The organism is Xanthomonas sp., assembly GCF_017163755.1.
Taxonomy (GTDB): domain Bacteria; phylum Pseudomonadota; class Gammaproteobacteria; order Xanthomonadales; family Xanthomonadaceae; genus Xanthomonas_A.
On the sequence record NZ_JAFIWC010000049.1, the window covers coordinates 1 to 24,088 of the forward strand.

The 24,088-nt window shown below is 62.9% G+C and carries 25 protein-coding genes and 1 pseudogene; 12 read left to right on the forward strand and 14 right to left on the reverse strand.

Features of this window, described 5'->3' with window-relative positions:
• The first annotated feature begins 480 nt into the window (after positions 1 to 480).
• From JR065_RS20805 to JR065_RS20820, 4 genes are all read left to right on the forward strand, one after another.
• A complete protein-coding gene (locus JR065_RS20805; RefSeq protein ID WP_206236402.1) occupies positions 481 to 2,136 on the forward strand; it encodes an acetolactate synthase large subunit in 1,656 nt (551 codons plus the stop codon).
• Positions 2,137 to 2,239: 103 nt separating this feature from the next.
• Complete coding sequence (locus tag JR065_RS20810; RefSeq protein WP_206236403.1) at positions 2,240 to 3,622, forward strand: aldehyde dehydrogenase family protein; 1,383 nt, start codon at positions 2,240 to 2,242, stop codon at positions 3,620 to 3,622.
• A gap of 254 nt (positions 3,623 to 3,876) precedes the next feature.
• Positions 3,877 to 5,868, forward strand: coding sequence for a PEP/pyruvate-binding domain-containing protein (locus JR065_RS21780; protein ID WP_277420180.1), 1,992 nt, complete (start codon positions 3,877 to 3,879; stop codon positions 5,866 to 5,868).
• A 161-nt stretch (positions 5,869 to 6,029) separates the two neighbouring features.
• The gene (locus tag JR065_RS20820; protein ID WP_206236404.1) at positions 6,030 to 7,778 is read left to right on the forward strand and encodes a P-loop NTPase fold protein; all 1,749 of its coding nucleotides are present in this window, start codon (positions 6,030 to 6,032) and stop codon (positions 7,776 to 7,778) included.
• Between the two features lie 232 nt (positions 7,779 to 8,010).
• Here JR065_RS20820 and JR065_RS20825 read toward each other — a convergent pair whose 3' ends face one another.
• Both JR065_RS20825 and JR065_RS20830 read right to left on the reverse strand, forming a co-directional pair.
• Entirely contained in the window at positions 8,011 to 8,502 is a 492-nt protein-coding gene (locus JR065_RS20825; protein ID WP_206236406.1) for a hypothetical protein, read from the reverse strand.
• A gap of 239 nt (positions 8,503 to 8,741) precedes the next feature.
• Entirely contained in the window at positions 8,742 to 9,188 is a 447-nt protein-coding gene (locus JR065_RS20830; protein WP_241093823.1) for an HIT family protein, read from the reverse strand.
• 382 nt (positions 9,189 to 9,570) lie between these two features.
• Between JR065_RS20830 and JR065_RS20835 the strand changes: the two genes are divergently transcribed.
• Positions 9,571 to 10,386: a hypothetical protein gene (locus JR065_RS20835; RefSeq protein ID WP_206236407.1), complete on the forward strand. Its 816-nt coding sequence runs from the start codon at positions 9,571 to 9,573 to the stop codon at positions 10,384 to 10,386.
• A gap of 378 nt (positions 10,387 to 10,764) precedes the next feature.
• Here the strand turns inward: JR065_RS20835 and JR065_RS21640 are convergent, their stop codons facing one another.
• Entirely contained in the window at positions 10,765 to 11,394 is a 630-nt protein-coding gene (locus JR065_RS21640) for a DUF6338 family protein (RefSeq protein WP_241093824.1), read from the reverse strand.
• 883 nt (positions 11,395 to 12,277) lie between these two features.
• On the opposite strand from JR065_RS21640, the gene JR065_RS20845 reads away from it, so the two are divergent.
• The 3 genes from JR065_RS20845 to JR065_RS20855 all read left to right on the forward strand — a co-directional run bounded on the left by JR065_RS20845 (position 12,278) and on the right by JR065_RS20855 (position 15,161).
• On the forward strand, positions 12,278 to 12,859 hold the full coding sequence (locus tag JR065_RS20845; RefSeq protein ID WP_206236410.1) for a hypothetical protein: 582 nt from the start codon (positions 12,278 to 12,280) through the stop codon (positions 12,857 to 12,859).
• A gap of 659 nt (positions 12,860 to 13,518) precedes the next feature.
• A complete protein-coding gene (locus tag JR065_RS20850; protein WP_206236411.1) occupies positions 13,519 to 14,694 on the forward strand; it encodes an XRE family transcriptional regulator in 1,176 nt (391 codons plus the stop codon).
• Positions 14,691 to 15,161: a PIN domain-containing protein gene (locus tag JR065_RS20855; protein WP_241093825.1), complete on the forward strand. Its 471-nt coding sequence runs from the start codon at positions 14,691 to 14,693 to the stop codon at positions 15,159 to 15,161. Before JR065_RS20850 ends, JR065_RS20855 begins: the two co-directional genes overlap by 4 nt.
• Before the next feature lie 142 nt (positions 15,162 to 15,303).
• Here JR065_RS20855 and JR065_RS20860 read toward each other — a convergent pair whose 3' ends face one another.
• Positions 15,304 to 15,549 carry a helix-turn-helix domain-containing protein gene (locus JR065_RS20860; protein ID WP_206236412.1) on the reverse strand — a complete coding sequence of 82 codons (246 nt, stop codon included), beginning with the start codon at positions 15,547 to 15,549 and terminating at the stop codon, positions 15,304 to 15,306.
• A 111-nt stretch (positions 15,550 to 15,660) separates the two neighbouring features.
• Between JR065_RS20860 and JR065_RS20865 the strand changes: the two genes are divergently transcribed.
• Positions 15,661 to 15,990, forward strand: coding sequence for a hypothetical protein (locus JR065_RS20865; protein WP_206236413.1), 330 nt, complete (start codon positions 15,661 to 15,663; stop codon positions 15,988 to 15,990).
• Complete coding sequence (locus JR065_RS20870; RefSeq protein WP_206236414.1) at positions 15,983 to 16,339, forward strand: SymE family type I addiction module toxin; 357 nt, start codon at positions 15,983 to 15,985, stop codon at positions 16,337 to 16,339. Before JR065_RS20865 ends, JR065_RS20870 begins: the two co-directional genes overlap by 8 nt.
• Before the next feature lie 39 nt (positions 16,340 to 16,378).
• Here the strand turns inward: JR065_RS20870 and JR065_RS20875 are convergent, their stop codons facing one another.
• The 8 genes from JR065_RS20875 to JR065_RS20910 all read right to left on the reverse strand — a co-directional run bounded on the left by JR065_RS20875 (position 16,379) and on the right by JR065_RS20910 (position 21,081).
• Positions 16,379 to 17,149, reverse strand: coding sequence for an Imm52 family immunity protein (locus JR065_RS20875; protein WP_206236415.1), 771 nt, complete (start codon positions 17,147 to 17,149; stop codon positions 16,379 to 16,381).
• A gap of 42 nt (positions 17,150 to 17,191) precedes the next feature.
• Positions 17,192 to 17,962 (reverse strand): Imm52 family immunity protein, encoded by a 771-nt coding sequence (locus tag JR065_RS20880; RefSeq protein ID WP_206236416.1) that lies wholly within the window; start codon positions 17,960 to 17,962, stop codon positions 17,192 to 17,194.
• Positions 17,959 to 18,306 carry a Tox-REase-5 domain-containing protein gene (locus JR065_RS20885; protein WP_206236417.1) on the reverse strand — a complete coding sequence of 116 codons (348 nt, stop codon included), beginning with the start codon at positions 18,304 to 18,306 and terminating at the stop codon, positions 17,959 to 17,961. The genes JR065_RS20880 and JR065_RS20885 overlap by 4 nt, the downstream gene beginning before the upstream one ends.
• A 79-nt stretch (positions 18,307 to 18,385) precedes the next feature.
• A complete protein-coding gene (locus JR065_RS20890) occupies positions 18,386 to 19,138 on the reverse strand; it encodes an Imm52 family immunity protein (RefSeq protein WP_206236418.1) in 753 nt (250 codons plus the stop codon).
• Positions 19,135 to 19,839 carry a Tox-REase-5 domain-containing protein gene (locus JR065_RS20895; protein WP_206236419.1) on the reverse strand — a complete coding sequence of 235 codons (705 nt, stop codon included), beginning with the start codon at positions 19,837 to 19,839 and terminating at the stop codon, positions 19,135 to 19,137. Before JR065_RS20895 ends, JR065_RS20890 begins: the two co-directional genes overlap by 4 nt.
• A gap of 9 nt (positions 19,840 to 19,848) precedes the next feature.
• The gene (locus tag JR065_RS20900; protein ID WP_206236420.1) at positions 19,849 to 20,193 is read right to left on the reverse strand and encodes a hypothetical protein; all 345 of its coding nucleotides are present in this window, start codon (positions 20,191 to 20,193) and stop codon (positions 19,849 to 19,851) included.
• On the reverse strand, positions 20,174 to 20,686 hold the full coding sequence (locus tag JR065_RS20905) for a DUF4123 domain-containing protein (RefSeq protein ID WP_206236421.1): 513 nt from the start codon (positions 20,684 to 20,686) through the stop codon (positions 20,174 to 20,176). The genes JR065_RS20900 and JR065_RS20905 overlap by 20 nt, the downstream gene beginning before the upstream one ends.
• Complete coding sequence (locus tag JR065_RS20910) at positions 20,683 to 21,081, reverse strand: PAAR domain-containing protein (protein ID WP_206236423.1); 399 nt, start codon at positions 21,079 to 21,081, stop codon at positions 20,683 to 20,685. Before JR065_RS20910 ends, JR065_RS20905 begins: the two co-directional genes overlap by 4 nt.
• Before the next feature lie 364 nt (positions 21,082 to 21,445).
• Here JR065_RS20910 and JR065_RS20915 point away from each other — a divergent pair, with 364 nt between their 5' ends.
• Complete coding sequence (locus JR065_RS20915; RefSeq protein WP_343237313.1) at positions 21,446 to 22,153, forward strand: DUF2306 domain-containing protein; 708 nt, start codon at positions 21,446 to 21,448, stop codon at positions 22,151 to 22,153.
• A 56-nt stretch (positions 22,154 to 22,209) separates the two neighbouring features.
• On the opposite strand, the gene JR065_RS20920 is transcribed toward JR065_RS20915, so the two are convergent.
• Positions 22,210 to 22,641, reverse strand: a complete 432-nt coding sequence (locus JR065_RS20920) for a hypothetical protein (RefSeq protein WP_206236432.1) — start codon at positions 22,639 to 22,641, stop codon at positions 22,210 to 22,212.
• A gap of 388 nt (positions 22,642 to 23,029) precedes the next feature.
• On the opposite strand from JR065_RS20920, the gene JR065_RS20925 reads away from it, so the two are divergent.
• Complete coding sequence (locus tag JR065_RS20925; RefSeq protein ID WP_206236424.1) at positions 23,030 to 23,281, forward strand: hypothetical protein; 252 nt, start codon at positions 23,030 to 23,032, stop codon at positions 23,279 to 23,281.
• A 305-nt stretch (positions 23,282 to 23,586) separates the two neighbouring features.
• Here the strand turns inward: JR065_RS20925 and JR065_RS20930 are convergent.
• Positions 23,587 to 24,088, reverse strand: a pseudogene (locus JR065_RS20930) (type II toxin-antitoxin system RelE/ParE family toxin); the annotation flags it as partial.

Sequence of the window (24,088 nt, forward strand, 5' to 3'; positions counted from 1 at the left end):
CAATCGCAAGTCTCCTGCAGGAGCGGTTTCGACTCTCCTGTAGGAGCGGTTTCAACCGCGACCAGCGCAGCGGTGGGAATGCAGATGCGGTCGCGGCTGAAGCCGCTCCTACAGTGCACCTGGCCGGCCCACCGCAAGCCCCCTGTGGGAGCGACTTCAGTCGCGACGAGGGAAGCCGCAGGTCTGGCGGAGAGCGGGCGCTTTCCAAGGCACGCCTCTATCTACCCCGCGGAAAGGGCTTGGCAGCCCTCCCAAGCTCGGTTCCCGCCTCCCTCCGCGCAGGAAGCCAATGTCCGCTTCCTGCCACTCCAGCCCTTCCCGCGCTGCTGCACGAACCCGGGGCCATCGCTGACACGTTGACACGTTCCCCGGCAGAGCCAGCCCTGCGTCGTTAACGCATCGCTTGCTAGACTCGCCGCGAACGACGTTCGTCCAGTGCTGTCCATTCCTGTCCAGTGCTCCGCCATGAGGATCCGAACAATGCGCAAGGGCTCTGACTTGTTGGTCCAGGCGCTCGAGAACGAGGGCGTGGACCGTATTTTTGGCGTCCCGGGCGAGGAGAACCTCGACTTTCTGGAGTCGCTTCGGACCTCGCGCATCGAACTTGTGCTGACCCGCCATGAACAAGCCGCCGCCTTCATGGCCGCCACGCACGGCAGGCTCACGGGCAGGCCCGGCGTCTGCCTCGCCACGCTGGGCCCGGGTGCCCTGAATTTCTCGACGGGCGCGGCCTACGCCCATCTCGGCGCCATGCCGATGATCCTCATCACCGGCCAGAAAGCGGTGATGAGCGCCAGGCAGGCCCGCTTCCAGATCGTGGATATCGTCGCTTCGATGAAGCCGCTGACCAAGATGACGCGCCAGATCGTCAGCGCGGCGGCCATCCCCGCGATGGTGAGGGACGCGTTCCGCGTCGCCATGGAGGAGCGGCCGGGTCCGGTGCATCTCGAACTGCCGGAGGACGTCGCGGCCGAGGAGGTGGAGGACGTCCCCGTCGTTCCGGTCCATCCGATCGAGCGCCCCCTGGCCCACCCCGACGCGCTCGACCGGGCGGCGCAGGCGATCCTCGCCGCCAAGCGGCCGTTGGTGATGATAGGCGCGGCGGGAAGCCGGCCTTGGCTGGCCGAGGCGCTGTCGGCCTTCGTGGCGCGTACCCGGCTGCCGTTCTTCAACACGCAGATGGGCAAGGGCGCGGTCACCGGCGGATCCAACCTCTACATGGGCACCGCCGCGCTGTCCGAGGGCGACTATGTCCACGAGGCCGTCGCGCGCGCCGACGTGATCGTCGCCATCGGCCATGACACGGTCGAGAAACCGCCCTTCCTGATGAAGCACGCCGGCGGGCCGAACGTCATCCATGTCGGTTACCAGTCCGCCACGGTCGAACAGGTCTACCACCCGGACATCGAGGTGATCGGCGATATCGGGGCCTCCGTAGAAGCGCTCGCCGAGCGGCTCGAAGGCCGGCTGCCTGCCGACGAAGGCATGGCCGCACTGCGCCAGAAGATCCTCGCCCGCCTCAACGACCGCGCCGAGGAGGACCGCTTCCCGGTCACGCCGCAGCGCCTCGTCCACGACGTGCGCCAGGTCATGCCGGAGGACGGCATCGTCTGCCTCGACAACGGCATGTACAAGATCTGGTTCGCGCGCAACTACCGCACGCATGTGGCCAACACGCTGCTGCTGGACAATGCGCTGGCCACCATGGGCGCCGGCCTGCCGTCGGCGATGATGGCGGCGATGCTTCACCCGCAACGCCGGGTCATGGCGGTCTGCGGCGACGGCGGCTTCATGATGAATTCGCAGGAGATGGAAACGGCCGTGCGGCTCGGGCTGAACCTGGTCGTGGTCATCCTCAACGACAGCGCGTACGGCATGATCCGCTGGAAGCAGGCGGTCGACGGTTTCGCCGATTTCGGCATGCGCTTCGGCAATCCCGATTTCGTGCGCTATGCCCAGGCCTATGGCGCGAAGGGCTCGCGGGTGGCCGCGGTCGAGGAGCTCGTGCCCACGCTCGAAGCCGCCTTCGCCGGCGGCGGGGTCCATCTGGTCGACGTGCCGATCGATTATTCCGAGAACACCCGCGTGCTGGTCGACGAGTTGCGCAACCGGACGCCCGACGTGGAATGCTCGTAAGCGAGAACCGCGCAAAGCCGCCGATCCTGCGCGACGAGCCGCATGACGGCGTCGGGAACGGCGGCCAACGCTTCCTTCAAGCACCCAAGCAAGGACATCCACGATGTTGACCGTTGTACAGGCCTACGACCGCGCACCCATCGCGCAGATCGGGTTCGACGATGCCGCGGCGCTGGAGCACAAGCTGCAGGCCGCCGAACGCGTGTTCAAGGATCGCGACGGCTGGCTCAAGCCGCATCAGCGCATCGCCATCCTGCGCCGGCTGGCCGCGCTGATGGAGGGCAAACGCGACCACCTCGCCATGCAGATCGCGCGCGAGGGCGGCAAGCCATTGCCCGACGCCATCGTCGAGACCACGCGCGCCATCGATGGCGTCCACAACGCCGCCGACGAACTGCGCAACTTCGCGGGCCGGGAAATCCCGATGGGCCTGTCGGCCGCCGCGGAGAACCGCTGGGCGTTCACCACCAAAGAGCCCATCGGCATCGTGGCGGCGATCTCGGCGTTCAATCACCCGCTGAACCTGATCGTCCACCAGGTCGCGCCGGCCATCGCCGTCGGCTGCCCGGTCATCGTCAAGCCCGCCAGCACCACGCCGCTGTCCTGCCTCGAGTTCGTTGCGCTGGTCCATGAGGCCGGCCTGCCCGAGCCCTGGTGCCAGAGCTTCGTGCCGGAAGGCAACGAGCTGGCCGAGCGCCTGGCGACCGACAGGCGCGTCGCGTTCCTGAGCTTCATCGGCTCGGCCCGGGTCGGCTGGTCGCTGCACGCCAAGCTGGCGCATGGGGCGCGCTCGGCGCTGGAGCATGGCGGCGTCGCGCCGGCCATCGTGGACCGCAGCGCCGATCTGGACAAGATCATCGAGCCGATCGTGAAGGGCGGGTACTACCACGCGGGCCAGGTCTGCGTATCGACGCAGCGCATCTACGTCCACAACGACATCGCCGACGACTTCACCCACAGGCTCGTCGCGCGCGTCGAACGGTTGCGTACCGGCGATCCCGCACGCAAGGACACCGAGGTCGGCCCGCTGATCCTGCCACGCGAGGCCGACCGGGTCGCGGAGTGGATCGAGGAGGCGGTCAAGGGCGGCGCCACGCTCGCCACCGGCGGCACACGCCTGTCGGAGACGACACTGCAACCGACGGTGCTGCTCGATCCGGCCGCCAACGCACGCATGTCCACGCAGGAGGTGTTCGGCCCGGTGGTCGCTGTCTATCGCTATGGCGAGCTCGACGACGCGATCGCGCGCGCCAACGCGCTGCCCACCGCGTTCCAGGCCAGCATCTTCGCCCAGGACATCGATGTCGCCATGCGCGCGGCCAACCGCCTCGACGCGTCGGCGGTGATGATCAACGACCCCACCGCCTTCCGGACCGACTGGATGCCCTTCGCCGGCCGCAGGGAATCCGGATACGGCACCGGCGGCATCCCCTACACCATGCGCGACATGACGCAGGAAAAGATGATCCTCCTGCATAGGAGCTGAGCTTTTCCGCAGGCCAGGGAGCGGGCTTGATGCGCGCTTCCTGCCAAAAAGCCGACATCGCCAGGAGCCAGAGGTCGCTATCCGTACAGCGGGGCGGTGGGCGATTCCTCGAGGCCGCCGCCTTCACCCGCGAGCGCGACCGTCCAAAGCCCGATGCTTCCGGCGGCCATGCCGCACGTCCGGCAGCGCATCGCGGCATCCAAGCCGCCGGGGCTGGCTTATGATCCACGCTCCCAACTTCCCGCACCGGCATCATGGACCGAGCCCGTACGCACCTTGCCTGGCGCCAACCGTTCCAGTGGGCGGCCATGCTCGCGCTGCTGGTGGGGTGTGCCGCGTCCGCGCTGGCGCAGACCGCACGCAAGCCCTCGCCCTACGAATACCGCCGGGACAGCGACGCCGCCCCGGCACCGCCGGCGGAGGGGCCGGACTATCTGTCGCGCATCGACAGCCGCGCGCAGTTCATGCAACTCGCCCGCGTCTACAACGCCGGCACCGCGCTGGAAATGCCGCACCTGATCTTCGTGATCGACCGGCAAGATGCTGCGCGCGTCTACTACGTCAACACCCCCCGCCATGCGCTGCACGAGCAGTTCGTGAAGCGCCAGCGGCTGGTGCGCGCCATGGACAAGGCCACGCTCAACGCGCAGTACCGCGACCCGCAGCGGCGATTCCTGTTCGGCACGTTGAGCTGGCAGCGCGACCTGCCCGGCTACACCTACGAGTTCTGGGAGGGCGACCAGCTCACCGCGCCCCTGCTGCGGCAGACCGACGAAGCGCTGCGCGCCTCGTTCCGCGACCCCATCCGCTTCAAGACCAACTCCACCCAGCACGAGCAGCTGGCCAGCGCCATGGGGCTGGCCTACGTCAGCCAGGAGGCGCTGCTGCGCGAGCAGCGGTTCCTGCCGTTGAACACCGGCCGCGCCGAAGGGCGGCTGCGCATCGTGCGCTCGGAGGAGCAGCTGCGCACGCTGTCGCCGCGCGACATCCCGGTCCTGGACAAGGTGCCCATCGCCCTGGCGCCGGTCGCCGGGCTGGTGACGCAGCGCCCGTCCACCCTGCTGTCCCACGTCAACCTGCTGGCCAAGGGCTGGGGCATTCCCAACGTCTACGTGCGCGATGCCCAGCAAGCCTTGCGCGCGTACGACGGACGCTGGGTGGCGCTGGAGGTCACCCACAACGACTACCGGGTGACGCCGCTGGCGCGCCCGGCCAGGACGCCAGCGGCCACCGCGGCCCAGCCGGTGGCGCGCCACCACCTGCCACGCCCGGACCTGACGGTGGTGGCGCTCAAGCCCCTGGCGGCGCTGCGCGCGCGCGACAGCGGCCACTGCGGGGTGAAGGCGGCCAACCTGGGCACGCTGAAGGCGGCGCTGCCGCCGGCCGCGCGCGTGCCGGACGGCTTCTGCATCCCGTTCTCGCACTACCAGGCGACGATGCAACGGCTGCAGGTTCCGCAGCGTCTGCGGGAACTGCAGCGTCGCCCAGGCTTCGGCACCGATGCGAACCTGCGCCGCGACGCGCTGGCGGCGCTGCGCGCCGAGATCGCCAACGCCGCGCCCGATCCCGCCTTCGTTCGCGCGCTGGACGCCCAATGGCGCAAGCAATTGCAGGGCGGTGCGGTGTTCGTGCGCAGCTCGTCCAACTCCGAGGATCTGCCCGGCTTCAGCGGCGCCGGCCTGTACACCACCGTGCCCAACGTGGTCCGCGCCGATGCCCTGGCCAAGGCCGTGCAGACGGTGTGGGCGTCGGTCTACAACTTCGAGGCCTACGAGGCGCGCACGGCGGCCGGGCTGCAGCAGGACGCGGTGGCCATGGCGGTGCTGGTGCAGCTGGCCGCGCCCTCGGACAGTTCGGGCGTGATGATCACCCGCGACCCGTTCGACGCCGCCCGCCGCCACATCACCTACATTTCGGCCAAGCGCGGGCTGGGCATCCGCGTGGTGGAGGGCAAGCGCCAGGCCGAACAGGTGATGTACTCGAGCTGGTCCAAGGCGGTGCAGGTGCTGAGCCGGTCGGCCGAAGACACCCAGCTGGTGGCCAGCGCCGCCGGCGGCGTGCGCGAAGTGCCCATCACCGGCTCGCGCCAGGTGCTCACCGACGCGCTCGTCGCGCGGCTGGCCAGGGTGGGCGCCTCCACCAAGCAGGCGCTGGGCGGCGCGGACCAGGACATCGAGTGGGCCGTGGTCGGCGACGAGGTAGTGATTTTGCAGTCGCGGCCGTATGTGGACCGAAGCGCGCGGTAGCGGGCAACCCGGAAGAAAGGGGGCGGTGGAACTCGGCGGTAAGGAATGGGCGTCGTCATACCGGCCAGCGTTCCAGCGCTGGGAAGACGCATTTCGCGAGCAGTAGCGGCGCCAGGCTAGCCAATCTAGTATCTCTAAACGAAGATCGAATGGAATGCTCCATGCAGCAGCTCGATACCTATTTGCAGAAACCTCAGCCGGGCTATGCCATTCTGATTTCAGGTGCCTGGGGGGTTGGCAAGTCATATAGATGGAGCCGCTACGCCTCCACTGTCGCCAATCGAACACCACTCACGATCTCGGCAGCAGGCCTTGAAACATCAGAGGATCTCGAGCGTGCTTTGCTGCAAGCGTCAATTAATTTGAAGGTACCCGGGGCAGTAGCGGAAATGGGTTCGGTTCTTGGCAAGGCACTGCTCCGTGTCGCCAAGATCGAGCCGGATGACATCACCTGGAAGGCCGATTTAACGCGTGACAGGACGGTGGTATGTATCGATGACATTGAGCGGTTCGCAGGGCCGTTCAATGTCATCTTCGGATTCATCGTCAATCTTATCGATGGTAGCGGGGTCTACTGTGTGTTGATTGCCGATGAGGAGCGCGCTGGTGAACGTTTTCCTGACTACGGAAAGTATAAAGAGCGAATTGTCGGCAAGTCGGTCTATTTAGCACCTGACCTTCGCGAGTTCTGTGAGAATGAAATTCAAGGATTTACGATTCCGCGCGTGCGCCAAGTACTTCTTGAGGGGCTTGCCCAGCTGCTCATCCTCATTGAGCAAGCCAGGGTAAGCAACTTGCGCTCGGTTCGGCTTTTCCTCACCGAGCTTGAGTCGCTTGCCAAGAGGCTCCCGGAAGATGCGCTCGACGGTTTATTTGCGAGTGCACTACCAAGCGCGATGTTGTTCTGGACGGTCGCGCTGGCCCGGGATGCGAGCAGTCGCCGCCTAGCTGAAAAAGTCTTTTCAAGCGACCAAATTGGCATGGCCCTTGCCATGCATGACGTGGCGAAGCAGAAGGGGCATGAAGCAGATGATGAGATATCTAAGCTCGCCGAACTTCTGGCGCAGCTCGAGCTGACGCAGGCCGTTCACAACTGGCCAGCGTCGCGAGCCTTCATAAACCATATGCATGGCCTTGATGAAGTTGACTACAGAGCCTTAGCGGCACAGTTCGGTCTACTGCCAGCTGAGCACTACTACGACCCGCTAGAAATCATCAACCGATATGCCAGCAGCTCTGACGAGGAGATACAAGGGGCGATCGATCAAGCACGAGCCGAACTTCATGGCGACACAGTTCCTAGGCTTTCTCGGGTTTTAAATATCTATCGCAGCCTCTACTTTCTCAGCACTAAAGGTGTCTTCACCGAACTTCCAGATGATTGGACCACTGAGGTGCTAGATAGGCTGGGCGGACTTCTTGCCGTTCCCCAAATAGTGGACTGCGACGACTACGAGATCTGGCCAAGCCGCTACGACGAAAACGAGAAGCGTGTCATAGAAAAGTGCGACGAGCTGGCTGAGGCCGTACGGCAGTGGATCGATACTAGAGGGAGAGAGGAGGCGTTGTCCGCCCTGTTCAGCGGAGAGGGACCGATACCAGAGGCCGACAGCAAGCCGCTCTTCATATCAGCGCCTCCGCCAGAGGAATTCGTTGAAAAGCTCAGAGCCGGTGGAACCAAGGCCGTCATACGCCTCAACCAAATATTTCGAAAGCGTCTGAGGATCAGCAATTCGCCAGATCTCGTAGGTGCCGACCGCGATTACGCCGACGCCTTAGCTGACTACATCGATCAGAACGTGCCTGTCGTGCGCCCAATGTCACTACTTGATGCAGAACTTAGGGAAGCCATTCTCCCTATGAGGCAGTTCGTTCAGCAGGTGGATAAGGCTTTGCAGCGCAGAGCGTAGTCTCTGCTGCTCGCCCAGTTGGTTCACGAGTCTGTGTCGTCATCCAGAAAGTACGGCAAACGGCTTCTGCCTACTGCACGACGTGCTGCGGGATGTCAGGAATATCGAAGCGTGTGACGTTGCCGCTATCCGGCGGGTGGCCCGATAACGGTTGCTACATCAATTACGCAGTGTCTTCTTATGCCATTGGGCTTTTATGCACCGTTTTGGCGCGCTATGATGCCGCGAGGCGTCAGTTTTCCTGATAGTCGCTTTCGTCGTAGGTCCCGGCCACGGTGCACGTCAGCTTCGGGGGGCTGTCTTCGGAGAGGGTGAGTTCGCCCATCTTCGTGGTGCGTCCGGCGTTTGCGCCGAGCTTTGCCGACGTGCGCGCCGCCGCGGCGCTGGCGCCGAGATCGGCGGTGTAGCTCTGCCCAAGTTCGCCGCTCGGATCGATGAAGATGGACACCGCTTGCACCGGCAATCCGAACACCGCAAAAGGGGCGGGCGGTGTGATCGGCCCGATGCCACCTTGTTCGTCGCGGGGCAGCGCCTTCCACGCCGCACTGGCGGCATCGGGCGTTGCCCGGCACTCCAGCGCGGCCTGGAGCGCGGGCGCGACGGCTTGCCATTGCGCCGCGTCGAGCGCATGCGCCGCTGGCGCGGCGAGGACGCCAATAAGCAGAGGGGCCAAGCGTTTGACGCGAGCGCCACGCAACTGCGTCGTCCATTGACTCATGGTCATTCCACATCACTCCGGTTGCGCTGCAGGGGGGACAGCCAAAGGCCAAAACGGCCGTGTTCAAAACGAGGCAAGTCTAACGAGTAACGGGGTCAGGTACATTTTTCAGTGGCCGTGGGGTTTGCGTGCCGATGCGCGGACCTGATGCCAACGAAGGGCGGACCTTGGCCTCGGCCATGGCGCGTAAGGCGTCGTGGCCAAGGGCGCGCTGGTGCTGGATGCAGACAGTCCTAGAAGCCACGTTACGGCAACGCAGCCCGGAGACGGGCGGCCAGCGCAATCCGCTGCTCGGTGGCGTAGCGCACTTTCTGCCCTCCATACAGCCCATCGTTCGCGTAGCGCGGGAACACGTGCAGATGGTAGTGCCACACATCCTGATCGCCGGCCGGCCCGTTGTGTTGGCGCGTGGAGATGCCTTCGCAGCCGAAGGCCGCCAGCATGGCGTGCGCCAGGCGCCGCGTGGCGCGGAAGACCTCGCGGCCCAGGTCGTCCGGCATGTCCAGCACGTTCTCGTAGTGGCCACGCGGGATCACCAGGCAGTTGCCTTGGATGCCGGCGTAGTGGTGGGTCGGCACCAAGGCAAACACGTTGGCATCCATCAGGACAACGGCCGATTCCGGGGCAGGCGAGGGCAGCGTGGCCGCAATCCCGCAGAACGGGCAGTCGTACCCGGCGGGAGCATGCTGCATGAGGCCCAACGACGAAGAGGCCCCATCGCGGGGGCGTACTCGGATTCTGTGGCGCGCTCTGGCTAGCCGTCAATCGGGCAACCCAGGTGGTGGGCTGGCGCCGACGCCCACGCCGCCAGGCGCTGTGGCCGGGGAAGTGCACTTTGACGCCGGTTTCAGTGCTTTCCTTGGCCATTGGACTTTTCTGCATGAGCAGTAGGAAGTGAACCTACTTTAGCAGTCCTGGTGCGACTAAAAGTAAGGTCGCCGGGTCCGGCTATGCGTCGACTTGTTAGCCAGACCCAGCGGCTCTAAGATCGAGCCGTAGCAAGGGAGTTCACCATACGATGCACTGTGAATCCGTCGTATAACCGGGCCCCGGGTCCGACTATTAGGTACTCGTATGACATTCAGTCCGACGTTTATCCTTTTACAGCAAGAAGCGTATCTAGCACGGGGCAGCCTTTCCGCGGGGCTAACATCTTTACGAAATGCAACATTTCCGGATAAGGGAGCATTCTATCCAGGCTTCTTCAACACCTCTATTGGATTTGAAAGGGTTATGAAGCTAATCGTAGTCGTTGACCACATGCTTCAGAATGGCTATGCCCCCCCAAGCAAGGCTCAACTTAAGGCATACGGGCACGACCTAGTAACGCTCTACTCCTCTTGCGTCGCTGCTGCGCAAAGAATCGGTCTGTCGGCAGTTCGCAATCCGGTCATTGGATCGACTGAGGAGAAGATCCTTGCATTTCTGTCCGAATTCGCTAGATGGTCGCGCTACTACAATCTTGATTCGTTGCAAACGGCACCGAGCACCTATACGGATCCGCTGGCAACGTGGGACGCAATCTTGGAATCCGTTCTGGCTACTGATGTGCCGAGTGAGAAGGCCAGGCAGAAGCTCCAAGAAGCACAGTTGACCCACGACCTGCTCGCTAACAATGTACGTGCGATCCAACACGGCATGTCAGGTAAGCTGCTTAGCCTGCCGGAGGTGTTCAGTACTCCGGTCAAGCACCAACTCGCCGTCCCGTATGCAATGGCGCGAGTTTTCCGGCTGCTCACGCCGCTCCTGCAAGCGCTGGATGAGCTTGGCTGCTTGGCATTCTATGGCCCCCCTCGCCCACCTTCGCCGCAAGCTCCATTGTTCAGCGAGTTCTTCGTGCATTTCCGTGGGACCGATGCTGAGATCCGACGGAAGAAGCGGTGGCCGTGAACGGCTCAAGCCGAACTCGTTTCGCGGATGGGCTCGATTCAGGCATTGGTCGATATCCCTTTGTGGTCGATAGCGGGCTGCGTCCAGCCGGTACGCATTTCTATCACGGGAGAAGACCTGCTTCTGCACCAAAGCAACCTTTGGTCGGCGCCAAACTATGCTTCTTACAACGTTAGTTGTTGTAGCAGTGCCCGTTACCCGACGTGAAAGCGATCATTCGGCGCACCAGGTGATGGAATATCGTGGCGCGATTACTTCTTTGGCTTCGGAGGACTGGGTGACGGAGCTGGACGTGTGGACGTTGCCTGGGTGCGCGCAGGGTTATGCGGGTTGGATCCTTTGGATTCGTTCAGGTGCGTAGGTCCGGTTCCACCTGGTTTATTGCGACTGGCGTTGGACATCAGTTTCTCCTTCCTTCATGAATTCGACAAACTCGATTTGATCGACAGGGATGAGCAGGCTGTCAATTTGGGGCAGCTCCAGGTAAGCGTCATCGACAATCCAAGCGGGATCCTCAAGCAGAAACTGCCCAGCCATTGGGTCCACCGGCCACTCTTTCGGCCAGCCTTGCAGACGCCGCCCATCCTTGAAGTTCAGGACTATAGGCTTCTTCAGGGCGGAGAACGCACAGAACCACTCCGAGGGATACGAAGTGCGTAGAGTCAGATTTCCCCATCTTCTGAGCCACTTGTGAGGAATGTCTTTGTTGGCGCAGATGGTCACGCTCGTTCCAATAGCTAACGCGATGACCAGCGAAGAGACTAATCTTGCGTCCTTACCCCAAGGAAGTAGTGGGTAGCACTCGCCTAGCCAGAGCAAGACCCATTTGAGGACAGGCACTAGCGCCTGGACCACGAACGTAAAGATCAGGGCCTCCACTACTCGCTCGAACTTCTCCGGCCTCGGGTGGGACGTGAGCCCGTAAAATACCCAGGCAGAGACAAATCCAGGGAGCAAAAAGACCAGCAGGGAGATAACGCCGACAGACAGTTCAGGGACCCCCTCCATCGACGTTATTGCTCCGCTTGCTGCTTGTTGTCTGGGTCTGAGACAAGCGCTCAGGAAGGTCTTGTATCACGGGTGAAGCGAGCCCGCAATGGAGATCAACGGCTACGGTTTCGTGGTCCGGCAGACAGTCAGCAGCTACCCGGAGTAACGGAGTCAGAGTAACGGGGTCAGTTACTCATCGGTGGCCCTGTCAGTTTGCATGGCCGATGAGCGGGGTCTAATGCCGGCGAAGCGACAGGTCTTGGCCTAGGGCCTAAACCATGGCGCGTAAGGCGTCGTGGCCAAGGGCTTGCTGTTGCCGGATGTGAACGCGGATGTCGGCTAGCCGTTCGCCTGCCAAGTCTTCATCGGGCAAGGCGCGATATGCCTGGACCGCTCGGCAGCGTCCTGCCCATTCGAGGCGCGGCCCAACTCAGGCATCGACCCACGCCCACTGGTGGCCGGAAGCGGGCGCCAGGGCCGCAGCACGCGCGGCACCGTTACGGCATGGCGATGCTGACTCGAAGGCCGGCATCCACCTTCGTTTCGAACGCGCCCTGATGCCCCACAACGCACAGCGAGGTGTCAGTTTTCCTGATAGTCGCTTTCGTCGTAGGTCCCAGCGACCGTGCACGTCAGCTTCTATGCTATCGGGCTTCTACGCATCAGGCAGTAGGAAGTGAACCTGGCCTGACCTCATTTGTTCCTCCGAGCAAGCGCAAAGCAGGCGAGAGCCTCATACCGGCGGCGACAATCTCATGATTGCCGTGGGATCTCCCGCATAGCTGGGCACAAGGATTGATCAAGTTAGGAATGGCATGACTGGTAGAGTGATCTGACCAAGTGAGGGGCGTGAACTCGTGCGGGTGCACGGGATGCGAAAATCCGAACCAAGAGGCTACTCATGGACTACGACAAGGCTGGTCGTCGTGCGCTAATGGTCAACGGGAAGCACGTTGGCTGGTTTGAGGCCACCGGCGACACGGAAACTGACCTGCAGCTTGCGATAGCAAGGATCAAAGAGCTTGGTTACGAAGCACCGGATCTACCGCAGTGGATGCGCATACGACAGCAGGCGATGGACTTTCGCGACGCTTGTGGGCTGATCATGAACTATGACCAGAATGAGCGTGGGAAGGAAAGGAGGCCGCTGTCTGTCCCCTACATCGTCAACTCCGCGTTCTGCATCGAACTTTATCTTAAGGCTCTATCTTTGAGACATGGCTGCGACCAGAGGGGGCACGACCTTCTCAAGATATATGAGCGCCTCCCTCCCGGTGCCAAAATTGCCCTCGAAGACCGTGTGAAGGACGCCCAGCTCGAGGTTGACTACTCAGGTAACACGGACATCAAAGCGCTGCTTTCGGTAATTAAGGACAACTTCTTGAAATGGCGTTATTTGCACGAGCATGGGCGGCTTAGCACGGTATCTATGCCTCAGCTGCGCTTCCTGCGCGCCCTACTGCATCGCGCTTGTCTGAACTGATCTAACGGATTTCGGAATTCGTCGCTTCCTCCTGCACGTAAATCGCCGGCAGTTGGTTGCTGCCACCGGGGTAACGGGTTACGTTCACCTATTCCATGGTCCTGGTGGGTTTGGCGTGGCTGATGGGCGACTAGTGCCGTTGAAACGAAAACGTTGGGTTTTGGCCTCGACCATAGCGTGCAAGGAGTCGTGGCCACGCGCGCTGTTAATGAAGGAGACGCGAATGTCGGCTAGCAGTTTCTCTGGTCGCGCACGGAACATTCGGCCCCCAGCTAGCGACCGCCAATAGCACCCTTTGCGGTCAAGGCATGCAACGGTGGCCGTGGTGCCCGGCAGGAAGAACGAGCCGTCGCCAGATCCAGGCACCATTGCAATACTTAGTTCACGCAATGGCCTGCGATCCTCATTCAGTGATGGTAACCACGAAAACGCACCATGCGTATTTCGTAAATTGATCCTCAATAAGTCATTGATTGTCAAACCCTAAATTCAGAGGTCTTAACGTTTGGCACTGGCTATCGCAGGTACCATCCTCCCGTGTTGGCGGATGCTGGGGACCAAAGGCTCTCGTGCTCCGATAGATCAGTCCAGATAGTCGCAACCGTGGGACTGGGCAAGCGCATCCTTCTCCAGCGATACTGTGTCCATGGAGCAAAGAGATGACTAAGGAGACTGTGGTGGGCATTCAGCCAGCGGTGATGCGTTGGGCGCGAGAGTCCATCGGCATGTCTGTGGACGACGTTGCGGCACGCTTGAAGCGGCAGGCCGCCGAGATCGAGGCCTGGGAGAGAGGTGATACCGCCCCTACCTACGCCCAGCTTGAGTCCTTGGCATATGACCTCTACAAACGCCCCCTTGCAGTCTTTTTCCTTCCGTCACCCCCAAAGGAAGCCTCGCTACGGCAGGAATTCCGGACTCTTCCTGAGGAGGATCTTGCATCCCTCGATAGAGACACTTACATCCATCTGCGCAAAGCTCGGGCCTACCAGCTGGGATTGGTGGAGCTGTACGAAGGTGTTAATCCGGCTCAGCTCAAGATATGGCAAGAAGTAAAGCTCAGCATTGGAGATGATCTCCCATTTAAGGCTCAGCAAATTCGCAAGGTGCTCGGCATTGATGCTGCGGTGCAAGCAACTTGGATAAAAGATGATGATGCTTTAAAAGCTTGGCGGGAAGCTATCGAAAAAAGGGGGGTTTTTGTATTCAAAGATGCCTTTAAGCAGGCCAGTATTTCTGGATTCTGCTTGCGCGATGGTGAGTTTCCGTTGGTCTATATCAACAACAGCACCACCAAAACTCGCCAAATTTTTTCGCTGCTGCACGAGCTTGCTCATGTACTATTCGACATGAATGGTATTTCGAAGTTTGACGTCTCCTATATCGATGGTTTGTCTAAACGAGAGCAGGCGATCGAGATTTTTTGCAATGCCGTTGCTGCTGAAGTCTTGATTCCCAGTGAGCTATTTCAACAGCGTACCCGGGATGCGCCGGAATCTGTTGATGATCTCCCGGACAGTTTTTTTGCCAATCTCGCACGCGCCTTTGGAGTGAGTCGGGAAGCCATTCTTCGTCGCTTCCTAGACAGGGGGAGAGCAAGCAAAAACTTTTATGAATCCAAGGCTTCGGAATGGACGAAGCAGAAGAAGGAAGGCCCCGGCGGCGGTAGTTGGTATGCATCAAAGGGCGCTTATCTGAGTGAAAAATTGCTAAAAGAGGTTTTCGCCAGGCATCTCCGCGGCCAGCTTAGTCAAGAGAAGGCCGCCGACTTCCTTGGAGTGAAACCATCACAGGTGCCTGGTCTTGAGGAGCTGCTTCTGCGAAGGAAAACGCAATGATCTATGTTTTTGACACTGGCTCGTTTAGCAAGCTCAAGCATTACTTCCCAGGTGTTTTTGCAACCTTGTGGTCTGGGCTTGACGGTATGGTCAAGGCCGGGACGCTGATATCAACCAGGGAGGTAAAAAGAGAACTGCAGAATGGAAGCCCTGATCCACACGTAGATGCATGGATAAAAGCTAACGGACATATCTTCACTACGCCAACCGGACAAGAGCTTCAAATTGTTGCATCAATTCTGTCGATCGCTCACTTCCAAAGCATCATTGGGGAACAACAGCGCTTAAAGGGAACTCCGGTTGCCGACCCATTTGTCATTGCTGCAGCAAAGGCTCGCAATGGCACTGTTGTTACCGAAGAAATCTATAAGCAAAACTCGGCCAAGATGCCGAACATCTGCGAGCACTTCGGTGTTCCGTCCACGAATCTTGAAGGCTTCATGGCACTTCAAGGTTGGACATTCTAGACAGGCGGACAAGCGGGTCGGATCGCCTGTCGTGAATCGGCCGGTCAGCAAGCGAATTTCCCTAGCCATCTATAGAGCCATCCATTCCTGACGCATTCGCGTATTGGATGCGGATGGCTAGGCGATCAAGCAACGCCGCTGGCTACTTTAGTTCCCGCTCAAACTCAGCGACGAACTCTGTGAGCGTAGATCCGCAGGCATTGCAGAAGTCCCGCAACTGAAGAAGATCCATCCGGCGCTCGCCTCGTTCGACGTCGCTCACGTAAGACTGTGGGCGGCCCAGAGCGTTGCTCAGACCAACCTGCGTCAGCCCGGCAGCGAGGCGAAGTTCGCGCAGCTGTCGCAGCAGAATCGCGTACTCCTTCTTGTGGATCGATTTGGTCGGCATGTCTGCAAGCTCGGAGGCCCGCAGCAAAGCTATATCCCCTTTTCAAATATCCGAAAAAGGGATATTGTGGATTTGCGGACAACCCGTCCGCCCACGTCGAGGACGGATGCCATGACGACTTCGCAAGCCAACACCACTTTCGCCCGGCCGCGCGTCGCGCCCGCGGGCCCCTTGGACACGCAGGAGGAACGCTTCACCTTCGGCGTCACCCTCGAGCAGATGGACCGGTTCCACGCGCTGTTGCGCACCATCACCGCCCAGAGCGACATGGTGGCGGTGTGCAGCGGCGCGCCGCTGGACGGCAAGAGCGTGCCGATCCTGGGCGAGAGCATCTTCCACGCCGCCCGTGCAGTGCGCGGCATCGTCGACGAGATCCACGAGCAGCGGCTCTGCGGCGACGGCCCCGATGCGGCGGCGCAAGGAGGGCCGCGCCATGCCTAGGCCGCCCTCGCGCACCGCCGCCGCCGCGCGCAAGCGCGCGCCGCGCCCGCCCACGCCGTTCCGCGACTGGACCATCGTCGAGCCGACGCTCACGCCCATGCTGACGCCCGAGCAGATCGCCGCCGCCGATGCCGCGGATCTGGCCCGCGCGCCGCGTGCCCCGCGGCGCCCGCGTACGCCGCGGCAGTGCAAGGTGAGCTACGGCTATTACCCCGCCAGCGACCAGCTGGTGCCCGCGCTACGCCTGCGCGGGCGCTGGCTGGAACAGCTGGGCTTCGCCATCGGCCGCACGCTACGCATCGAGGTGCGCGCCGGCGAACTGGTGGTGCGCCTGGCCGACGCGGACTGAGGCGGCGGCCGCCACGGCGGCGTCGCTTTCTACGGCAGGCTAGCCGAGCAGGGAAGTATCGGTGACCTCAAGCAGGCCGAGATGCGCCATGCGCGCCTCGACTTCATGTGCGCGCTTCAGGTGGGCGGGGTTATGTAGATCGAAGCACTCATCCACAGCGACGATGACAGTTCCCTTGCGGCCGACCGGAATCAGTGCGGCCGCTTCTGGGATGTGGTGCGGTTCGACGAGGTGCGGGACGAAGCCCATCCACCCGAGCCAGCGGCGATGCGGGAACAGCTGATGATCGAACGCATAGGTCTCGAAGCCCTCCTCGCCGTTCGGCATACGCGCGTGCGCGTCGGTGGCGATGAATGTCGCCGGCAGTGCCGCACCCAGCGCCGCGACGCACTGCCGGACGATGCGTGGCGTGTCGTCGGCGGCGAACGCCTTGGTGGGTTCGTAGATCTTCAGTGTCACGCGCCCGAGCGCCGGATCGTAGTTGATCGACGCTCTCCCTGGCTTCAGCCAGTCGCTTTCCACCACCGCCGTCGTTAAGTTGGCCTCAATCGCACCCCCGTTGCGCATCTGCGGGTACTCAGCTTGGTCCTGCGCAGCGTAGCGGCTGACACGCTCGATGAATCCGGCCCTGTCTGAGAATGGCATCGGGCCTGTGTCCTCCGCACGTGGGTGCTCGACCCATCCGGCGAGAGCGGGATGCACCAGGGCGAGCTGCGCAGCCAGCGCGGCCAGTTGATCGTAGGCAGCTCCAACATCGGGCGTGCCCGCTGGTATCGATGCGTCGATGAATGCGCTGATCATGTCGCTCATTTGGCTCACGGTGCGTGGCGGATGTGCCGACTGATGCGATGGCTAACCCAGCAGTGAGACGTCGGTGACTTCGAGCAGTCCAAGGTGCGCCATCCTGGCTTCCACCTCATGCGCACGCTTTAGGTGGGCGGGGTTACGTAGGTCGAAACACTCATCGACCGCGACGATCACCGTTCCCTTTTTTCCCACTGGAATCAGTTCGGCTGCTTCCGGGATATGCCTGGCTTCGACCTGGTGCGGAACGAAACCCATCCATCCTAGCCAACGGCGGTGCGGATATAGCTGATGCTCGTCCATGTACATATCGAAGCCTTGTTCGCCGTTGGGCAATCGGGAATGAGCGTCCGTCGCGATGAAGACTGCGGGCTGCGACCGTCCAATAGCCGCGACGCACTGCTTCGCGATGCGGAGCGTCTCCTGTGCGCCGAAGGCTTCGATAGGGTGGTAGATTTCAAGGGTCATGCGGCCATGTCCCGGCCAGAAGTCGATCGACGCGCGGCCCTCTTTGAGCCATTCGCCCTCGCTCTGCGCTGTTGTCAGGTGGCTTTTGATTGCACCGGCGTTCGGTATTCCCGGGTAGTCGCGACGGTCCTGCTCGACATTGCGGCGGACTCGATCCAGATAGCCGGTGCGATTGGACAGCGGCATCGGTGTGGCATCTTCCTCGCGCATCATCTCCACCCAGTTCGCTAGCGCAGGGTGTACGACGGAAAGTTGCTCGGAAAGCCGGATCAGCCGCTCGTATCCTTCCTCAATGCCTAGTGCTTCGGCGGGGATCGAAACGTCGAGGAAGGCTGAAATCATGTTGTTCATGGCGTGTACCGGCAGACGCTTCGATATGGGCCGAATATGCCTTGGGCGGCACGGTAGCAGGGACGTTGCAAGAAATGCCACTCCAACTTGGCAGGCGAACCCAACCCGTTGATGTGGACGGACTGCGCCGAGGCCTGCATGAGCCACTTCTCGAATATCGTGGGCTTTCGCAGCCAGGGTTGGGGGCGGCCCTCGGCCGTTAGGAACTGTTGGTAATTCGCTTTTGCTTCCACCGCCGTACACGACGGGCGCCAAAAACCGTCGAAGCGGATATCGCCGTGAAGCCATTCGGTCACGGTAATTTCGTTCATCCCGCCGAGCAGCTTGAGGCGTGCTCGGTCCATCTTGGCGCACCTGCGGGGAGGAACGCTGGCTTGAACAGGCGAACTCCGTCATCGGGGCTTCGCTTCTTACGACGAAGGACTAGCCGAGTAGGGAAGCATCGGTAACTTCGAGCAGTCCAAGGTGCGCCATGCGGGCCTCGACTTCATGGGCGCGCTTCAGGTGAGCGGGGTTGTGCAGATCGAAGCACTCGTCCACAGCAACGATGACGGTTCCCTTGCGGCCGACCGGTATCAAAGCGGCCGCCTCCGGGATATGCCGTGACTCAATCGGGTGAGGGACGAATCCCATCCAGCCTAGCCAGCGCCGGTGGGGAAACAGTTGGTGATCGCCCATGTACATTTCCAAGCCCTTGCCAGACTGCCGGCGCGCATTGACGTCGGTTGCGCCGAACATCAGGTTCTCGATCTGCGCTATCGCTGCCAGAGCCCTTCGAAAGAGCTCAGCGGTAGCAGCCTCGCCGTGGGCACGGACGGGTTCGTAGATTTCAAACGTGATATAGCCTTGGCTGGGCTCGAAGGTCAGCAATGCTCGCCCAGGTGCAAGCCACGTCTTATCGTCTGGGGCAGTGCTCAACGTGGCACGAAATCCGCCTTCAGGCTCTTCAGCATCGCTGCTGGATGCGGTAGCGTCAGCCAAGAATGCGACCTTATTCTGCAGCGGAACCGTCGGGCCGTTCTTGGTATTGGCGAGCGAGTACCAGCCACCGAGGGACGGATGCACCACGGCTAGTGCCGAGGTCAGCGCGACCAAGCGCTCGTATCCGGCCTCTGCGTCGAGTGATTCTTCCGCGATGGTCGCGTCGATTGTCGCCCGGATCATGGTATTCGTCATGGCGTGTGTCGGCACAAAATTGAGTCCGCGCGGAAAGCCCGGGCGGCTGCGAGGTAGCAGTTTTCATACTTGAAATGCCATTGGAGTTTAGCCGGTGCGCCAGCTTCCAGCACTTTCCGGCGTTGGCGGTTCTTCTGATCAACCCAGCCGGTAATGATCTTCTTGCGCACGAATGGCCAGCGCGGCTCGGCGTCTTCTGTAAAGAAGTGGCCGTATTCAGCTTTGGCTTCGACCACCATGCACTGGCCCCGCCAGAAGCCGTCGAACCCTACCCCCAAGTAATTCCACTCCGATAACGTAATCTGATTCTTGCCTCCAAGTAGGCGCAATCGGGCACGGTCCATTGTGGATCCACCATAGGTGTAGCTAAAGCGCTCCGGTGCTGCGCCCATGTTGGCAATCTGCAACTGATAGTCAAAATTGGCGTATTGGTTGAGCTTGATGGTGTAGTTGGTTGGAGCGATGCCCCCACGTGCCAGCTTGCATTGATTGCATTGGTTCTGATTGCTCGTCTGCGAGCAATCTGTTTCTTCTGCCTGCACGCGCGGCTCGGCTTTTGCGTCCGCGCCGACGCCGACGGCCTCTTTCGCTTTGTTCCAGACTTGGCCGACGGTAGGGCCGCCGTAGGGGTCCGACTGAGTCGGATCCCATGCCGGCCGTACCGGCGGCGGCGGCGGGTAGTACACGATTACGGCGCCCATTGGATTTCCTCATTCTCCAAGGTCGGAAGACAGCATGCTCAGCAAGTCGGCAGCCGTCACGTTGGGGTTGTCCGTTTCGGCGAACCACTTCTGGGTGATCGCCTGGCTCCGCAGATCCGGCGCCCAGGCGACGTCGGCTTTCACCCATCGGACCAGCGTGGCCAGGTGGGTAATGTGCAGCACATGGACGGCATGGTCGTAGCTGCGCCGCACCTGGGCGAGCAGTGCCGCGTCATCGTGCGTGGCCACCTGCTTTGGATAGTCGCGGCGCACCTCGGCGGCCAGGCGCGGCAGGAAGGCACCCGGATCGGGCAGGCACAGCTTTGCGTACTGCTCAGGCGTCAGCTGTAGCACGATCGGCATCCTCCTTCAGGCGCTGCAGGTCCGTGCGTACCAGGGTCCATGTCTGGCCCTGCAGCGTGATCTGCCATTCAAGCACCGGGCCGAGCACCTGCAACTGCTGGTCGACGGTGAGCACGCCGGCGTACCGCAGCCAGGCGCGCGGGTCGAAGAACCGCATCAGCGCGAGGCTGCCGTCCGGCAGCGCGATGTCCAGCTGCGCCTCCAGATGGTCGAACAGGGCCTCGAAGGGCGCCTCCGACGCCAAGCGCGTCAGCCCCGCATTGCTTCGTCCCAACTGCATCAGCCATGGATCCAGCGTCGGCCTGACCGCGCCGTGCGGCAGTGCCAGCAGCCAGGGTGCGGCCGCGGCATGCTTGGCTTCTGGCTGACGATCGAAGAGCGATCGATGCTGCAGCCCGTCGCTCGCGGCGTGGTACTGCAGCGTGGCCATCCTGTCCGGGTCGGCGGCGCAGTCGATCAGTGCGAACTGATACCAAGTGCTCATTCGCGCCCCAGAAGCGGGGCGCCGCTGGCTGCGCCGGCAAGCAAGCATTCCAGGCAGACCGGAGGCTTTTCGCCCAGCAGCGGCGCGAGCATCGGCGTGGCCGCCGGCAGAGGCGCTTCCGCGGCCGCGCCGCCGCCCTGGTCCACGAATGCGCGGGATTGCCGCTGGGTGGTGACGCTGCAGCCGCATGCGAGCTTGGCGCCATCGAGCGCGACCGCTTGGCCGTCGATGGTGATCGTAGGGTCGCCATCCACAATCGGAAACGCGCCCTTGTGCAGAGGGCAGACCGCTTTGTCGCCCACCCGAGCTACCGGGGCTCCTTCGATATCTGTATAGGGCGAGCCAGTGACCACCCGGCCACCGCTGCTGGTCGGATCGCCGACCACAATCCACATTCGGGGCATCGTCCGTTCGCCGCCTTCCTTCCTGCCACTTAGGCTGCCACAAGCCAATCACCACCACGACGTTGGACGCGGGTTGTCTACAAAAAAGGACACGTCCCATGGCTCGCCCACCGCAGCGGTGAAAGCTCGGCTACGGCTGTTGCCGCGCCAGCGCCAGCTCGTGCGTGTGGCCAGCGTTGACTGACGCGGTTGCCCGCCATCGGCTGCAACGCCGATGCACGGTTCGAAGGAGGGATGGAGAAATCGGCGCCCGTTGTTCCCTGCGCATGCGTTTCTCCTTCACCATCCGCGCGCCCGTTTCGGCCGCGCGTCCATGCTAGCGTTGCTGCCCAGAGGCTGGCCGAGGGAGTGCGGCGTGAGGGCTGACCCGATTCGCGACGTTGCCGAGGTGCCGCGCAGCACGCCTGCTGCGCGCGTGGTGTGGGCGCTGCTCTGGCTGGCGCTGGCTGCGTTCGCGGCCGAGTTCGTCCGTCACGTGTACCTGAAATACGCCGCGCTGGATTCGCCGGCCTACGCCATGTTCCTGAGCCGCCGCGGCTGGCTCTGGTGCCACCTGGGCGGAGGCGCCGTCGGCATCGTGCTGGGCACGCTGCAGTTCGCCACGCAGCGCTGGCGCCGGCAGGCGTGGGTGCATCGCTGGGTGGGGCGCGGCTATTTCGCCGGGATGCTGGTGGCGATGCTTGCGGCCGCCGCGTTGATCGCCACGTCGCCTGCACCGATGGCGATCCGCGTCGCCTTCGCGGCGACGGAAGCGGCGTGGCTGGTGGTGGCGTCCGTGGGGCTGGTGGCCATCCGCCGCGGGCAGGTGGCCCTGCATCAGCGCTGGATGGTGCGGGCGTACTTGGTGACCCTGGCGCCGGTGGTATTCCGCATCGCACTGTACGCTGCTGTGGGGGCCGGCGTGGCGCCTTCGCCGGGCATGATCGCGGTGCTGCTGTGGGGCAGCTGGGCGGTGCCGTTGCTGGTCCATGCGCTGTGGCGCTGGCAGGTCGCGGCGGTGCGCCAGGGCGCGCCAACGGAAGCGGCACCGGCGGGAACCGGCGCCGGCATGGACGCCGGCTGAAAGAACCGCGCTAGGGCGCGTGGCGTCGGCGCTTCCCGAGAGAAGCGCCGCGCGGCTTACCGCACCTGGTACCGCACCGCCGCGCCCGGCTTGGGCTCGAACATCGGCACGGTGCGCTGCTTGAGCGCGGTGCCCTTGGCGTCCCATACCAGTGTCTCCACCGGGTACTCGTCCTTGCGGGTCATGCTGTCGATCTGCTTGACGATCACTGCCGCACTGGCGGCCACTTCGGGATTCCAGGCGAACACGCCGAGCCGGCCGTAGAACACGGCCGGCGCGTCGGCGTCCAGGCGGCGGTCGGGGCACATGACCAGGCCGCGATCGAGCATGACGCGCAACGCGCCCACGGGCACCGCCTTCACGGTGGGGGCGGTGCGTTCGGTGCTGTGGCCGGGGCAGACATTAGCCGCGCGGGTGATCATGTCGTCGGCCACTTGCCGATCGGATTGGGCCAGCGCCGGCAGGGCCGCGGCGGACAGGACGAGCAATGCGAGAGCGGACTTCCGGGGCACGTGACAACTCCTCATGGACGAATTACTCCAGAACGTTGCGGGCCGCCGCTGCACGTGCGGTCCGCTGCCAGGGACGCAGCCGGACTCTAGCAACATCGCGCAGGGTGAATGCAAACCCGGCGTTACGGTGGTGCGGTTCGATGTGCCGGAGGTGCGCTGTGCAATGCGGGTGGTTCTACGTGCGTGCACAGGCCCGCAGCGCTGTACGTCATGGCGTTCCAGGCATCCGCTTGCGCGATGGAATGGAGTGCACAGCCCCGGACTCGGCGGCCGCGCGTTTACGGATTTTTTACCTGGCTTTCATGGCCCGCCCGCCGCGGCGCGCGCGCAATGGACGCTCATCCATCGTCTTGGGAGAGGGAAGATGAAACACAGACGCTTCATTGCCGTAGCCGCTGCGCTGCTGTTGTCGGCGGGCCCGGCCATGGCCGCCACGGTGTACGTCAGCGGCAGCGGCCAGAGCCACGACGCCGGCGCGGCGTTGGAAAGCGCCCGCGCCGATGCGGTGGCCAAATGCACGGCGCAACAGGGCATTCCCATCCAGGAAGTCCACAACCACCTGACCCGCGCCGCGCTGTGGATCGCCTCGTCGGTCTGGTCGTGCGACGTGCCCTGACGCATCCGCGTCGAGGTGGTTGCCCTTCGTGGTGCCCTTGTAGGAGCGGCTTCAGCCGCGACGGGACTTACCGGTAAAGCCCGTCGCGGCTGAAGCCGCTCCTACAGGATTGCGGGCGGATACCCGCGTTCGACCTATGTGCGCCTGATGTGTGGCGGCGCCTGGCGCGAGCATCCCGACAAGGCGCCGTTCTTCCATCGCCCGTTCCTCTGCCGCGACCGATGTGCCTGCGATGAGCAGGCGCTGCCCGGCCAGGCTGCCTGGCCATGCGCCTGTGGGCGCGGCTTCCGTCGCGACAGGCGCAACTACCGGTACGGCCCCGGGCCGCGCCACACCAGTTCGCCCTGCCGGTACACCTGCAGCATGGTGATGACTTCGCGCGAATCGCCGATGTCCTTCAGTTCCGGGGAGTCCGGGGCCAGCGCGCGGCACTTGCCGGAGCCGCGCTTCATCGCGATCTCCAGCGGGCAGGCCATGCGGTAGCGCGTGCCGGGCAGCAGGATGAAGAATTCCTTCATGCCCTGCTCCATCCAGGTGCGCAGCAGGGTCTCGCTGCGCAGGTCGTAATAGACCAGGTAGCCGCCCACTTCCAGGCTGGGGCCGGCATTGTCGAGGTCGTGCCGGTTGCCGCGGGTGGCGGTGTTGTTGCGCGCCAGGCCTTCGTCGTCGGGGGCGGTGTCTTCTTCCAGCATGCCCGGCGGCCGGCCGGTCCAGGTCTCGCGGCGCTGGGTGGGCTCGGGCTGGCTGGCGGCGGGCGCCTGCGCCTGGCTCTGCGCCGCCTCGTCCGGGGGGCGCGGCGGTTCGGGG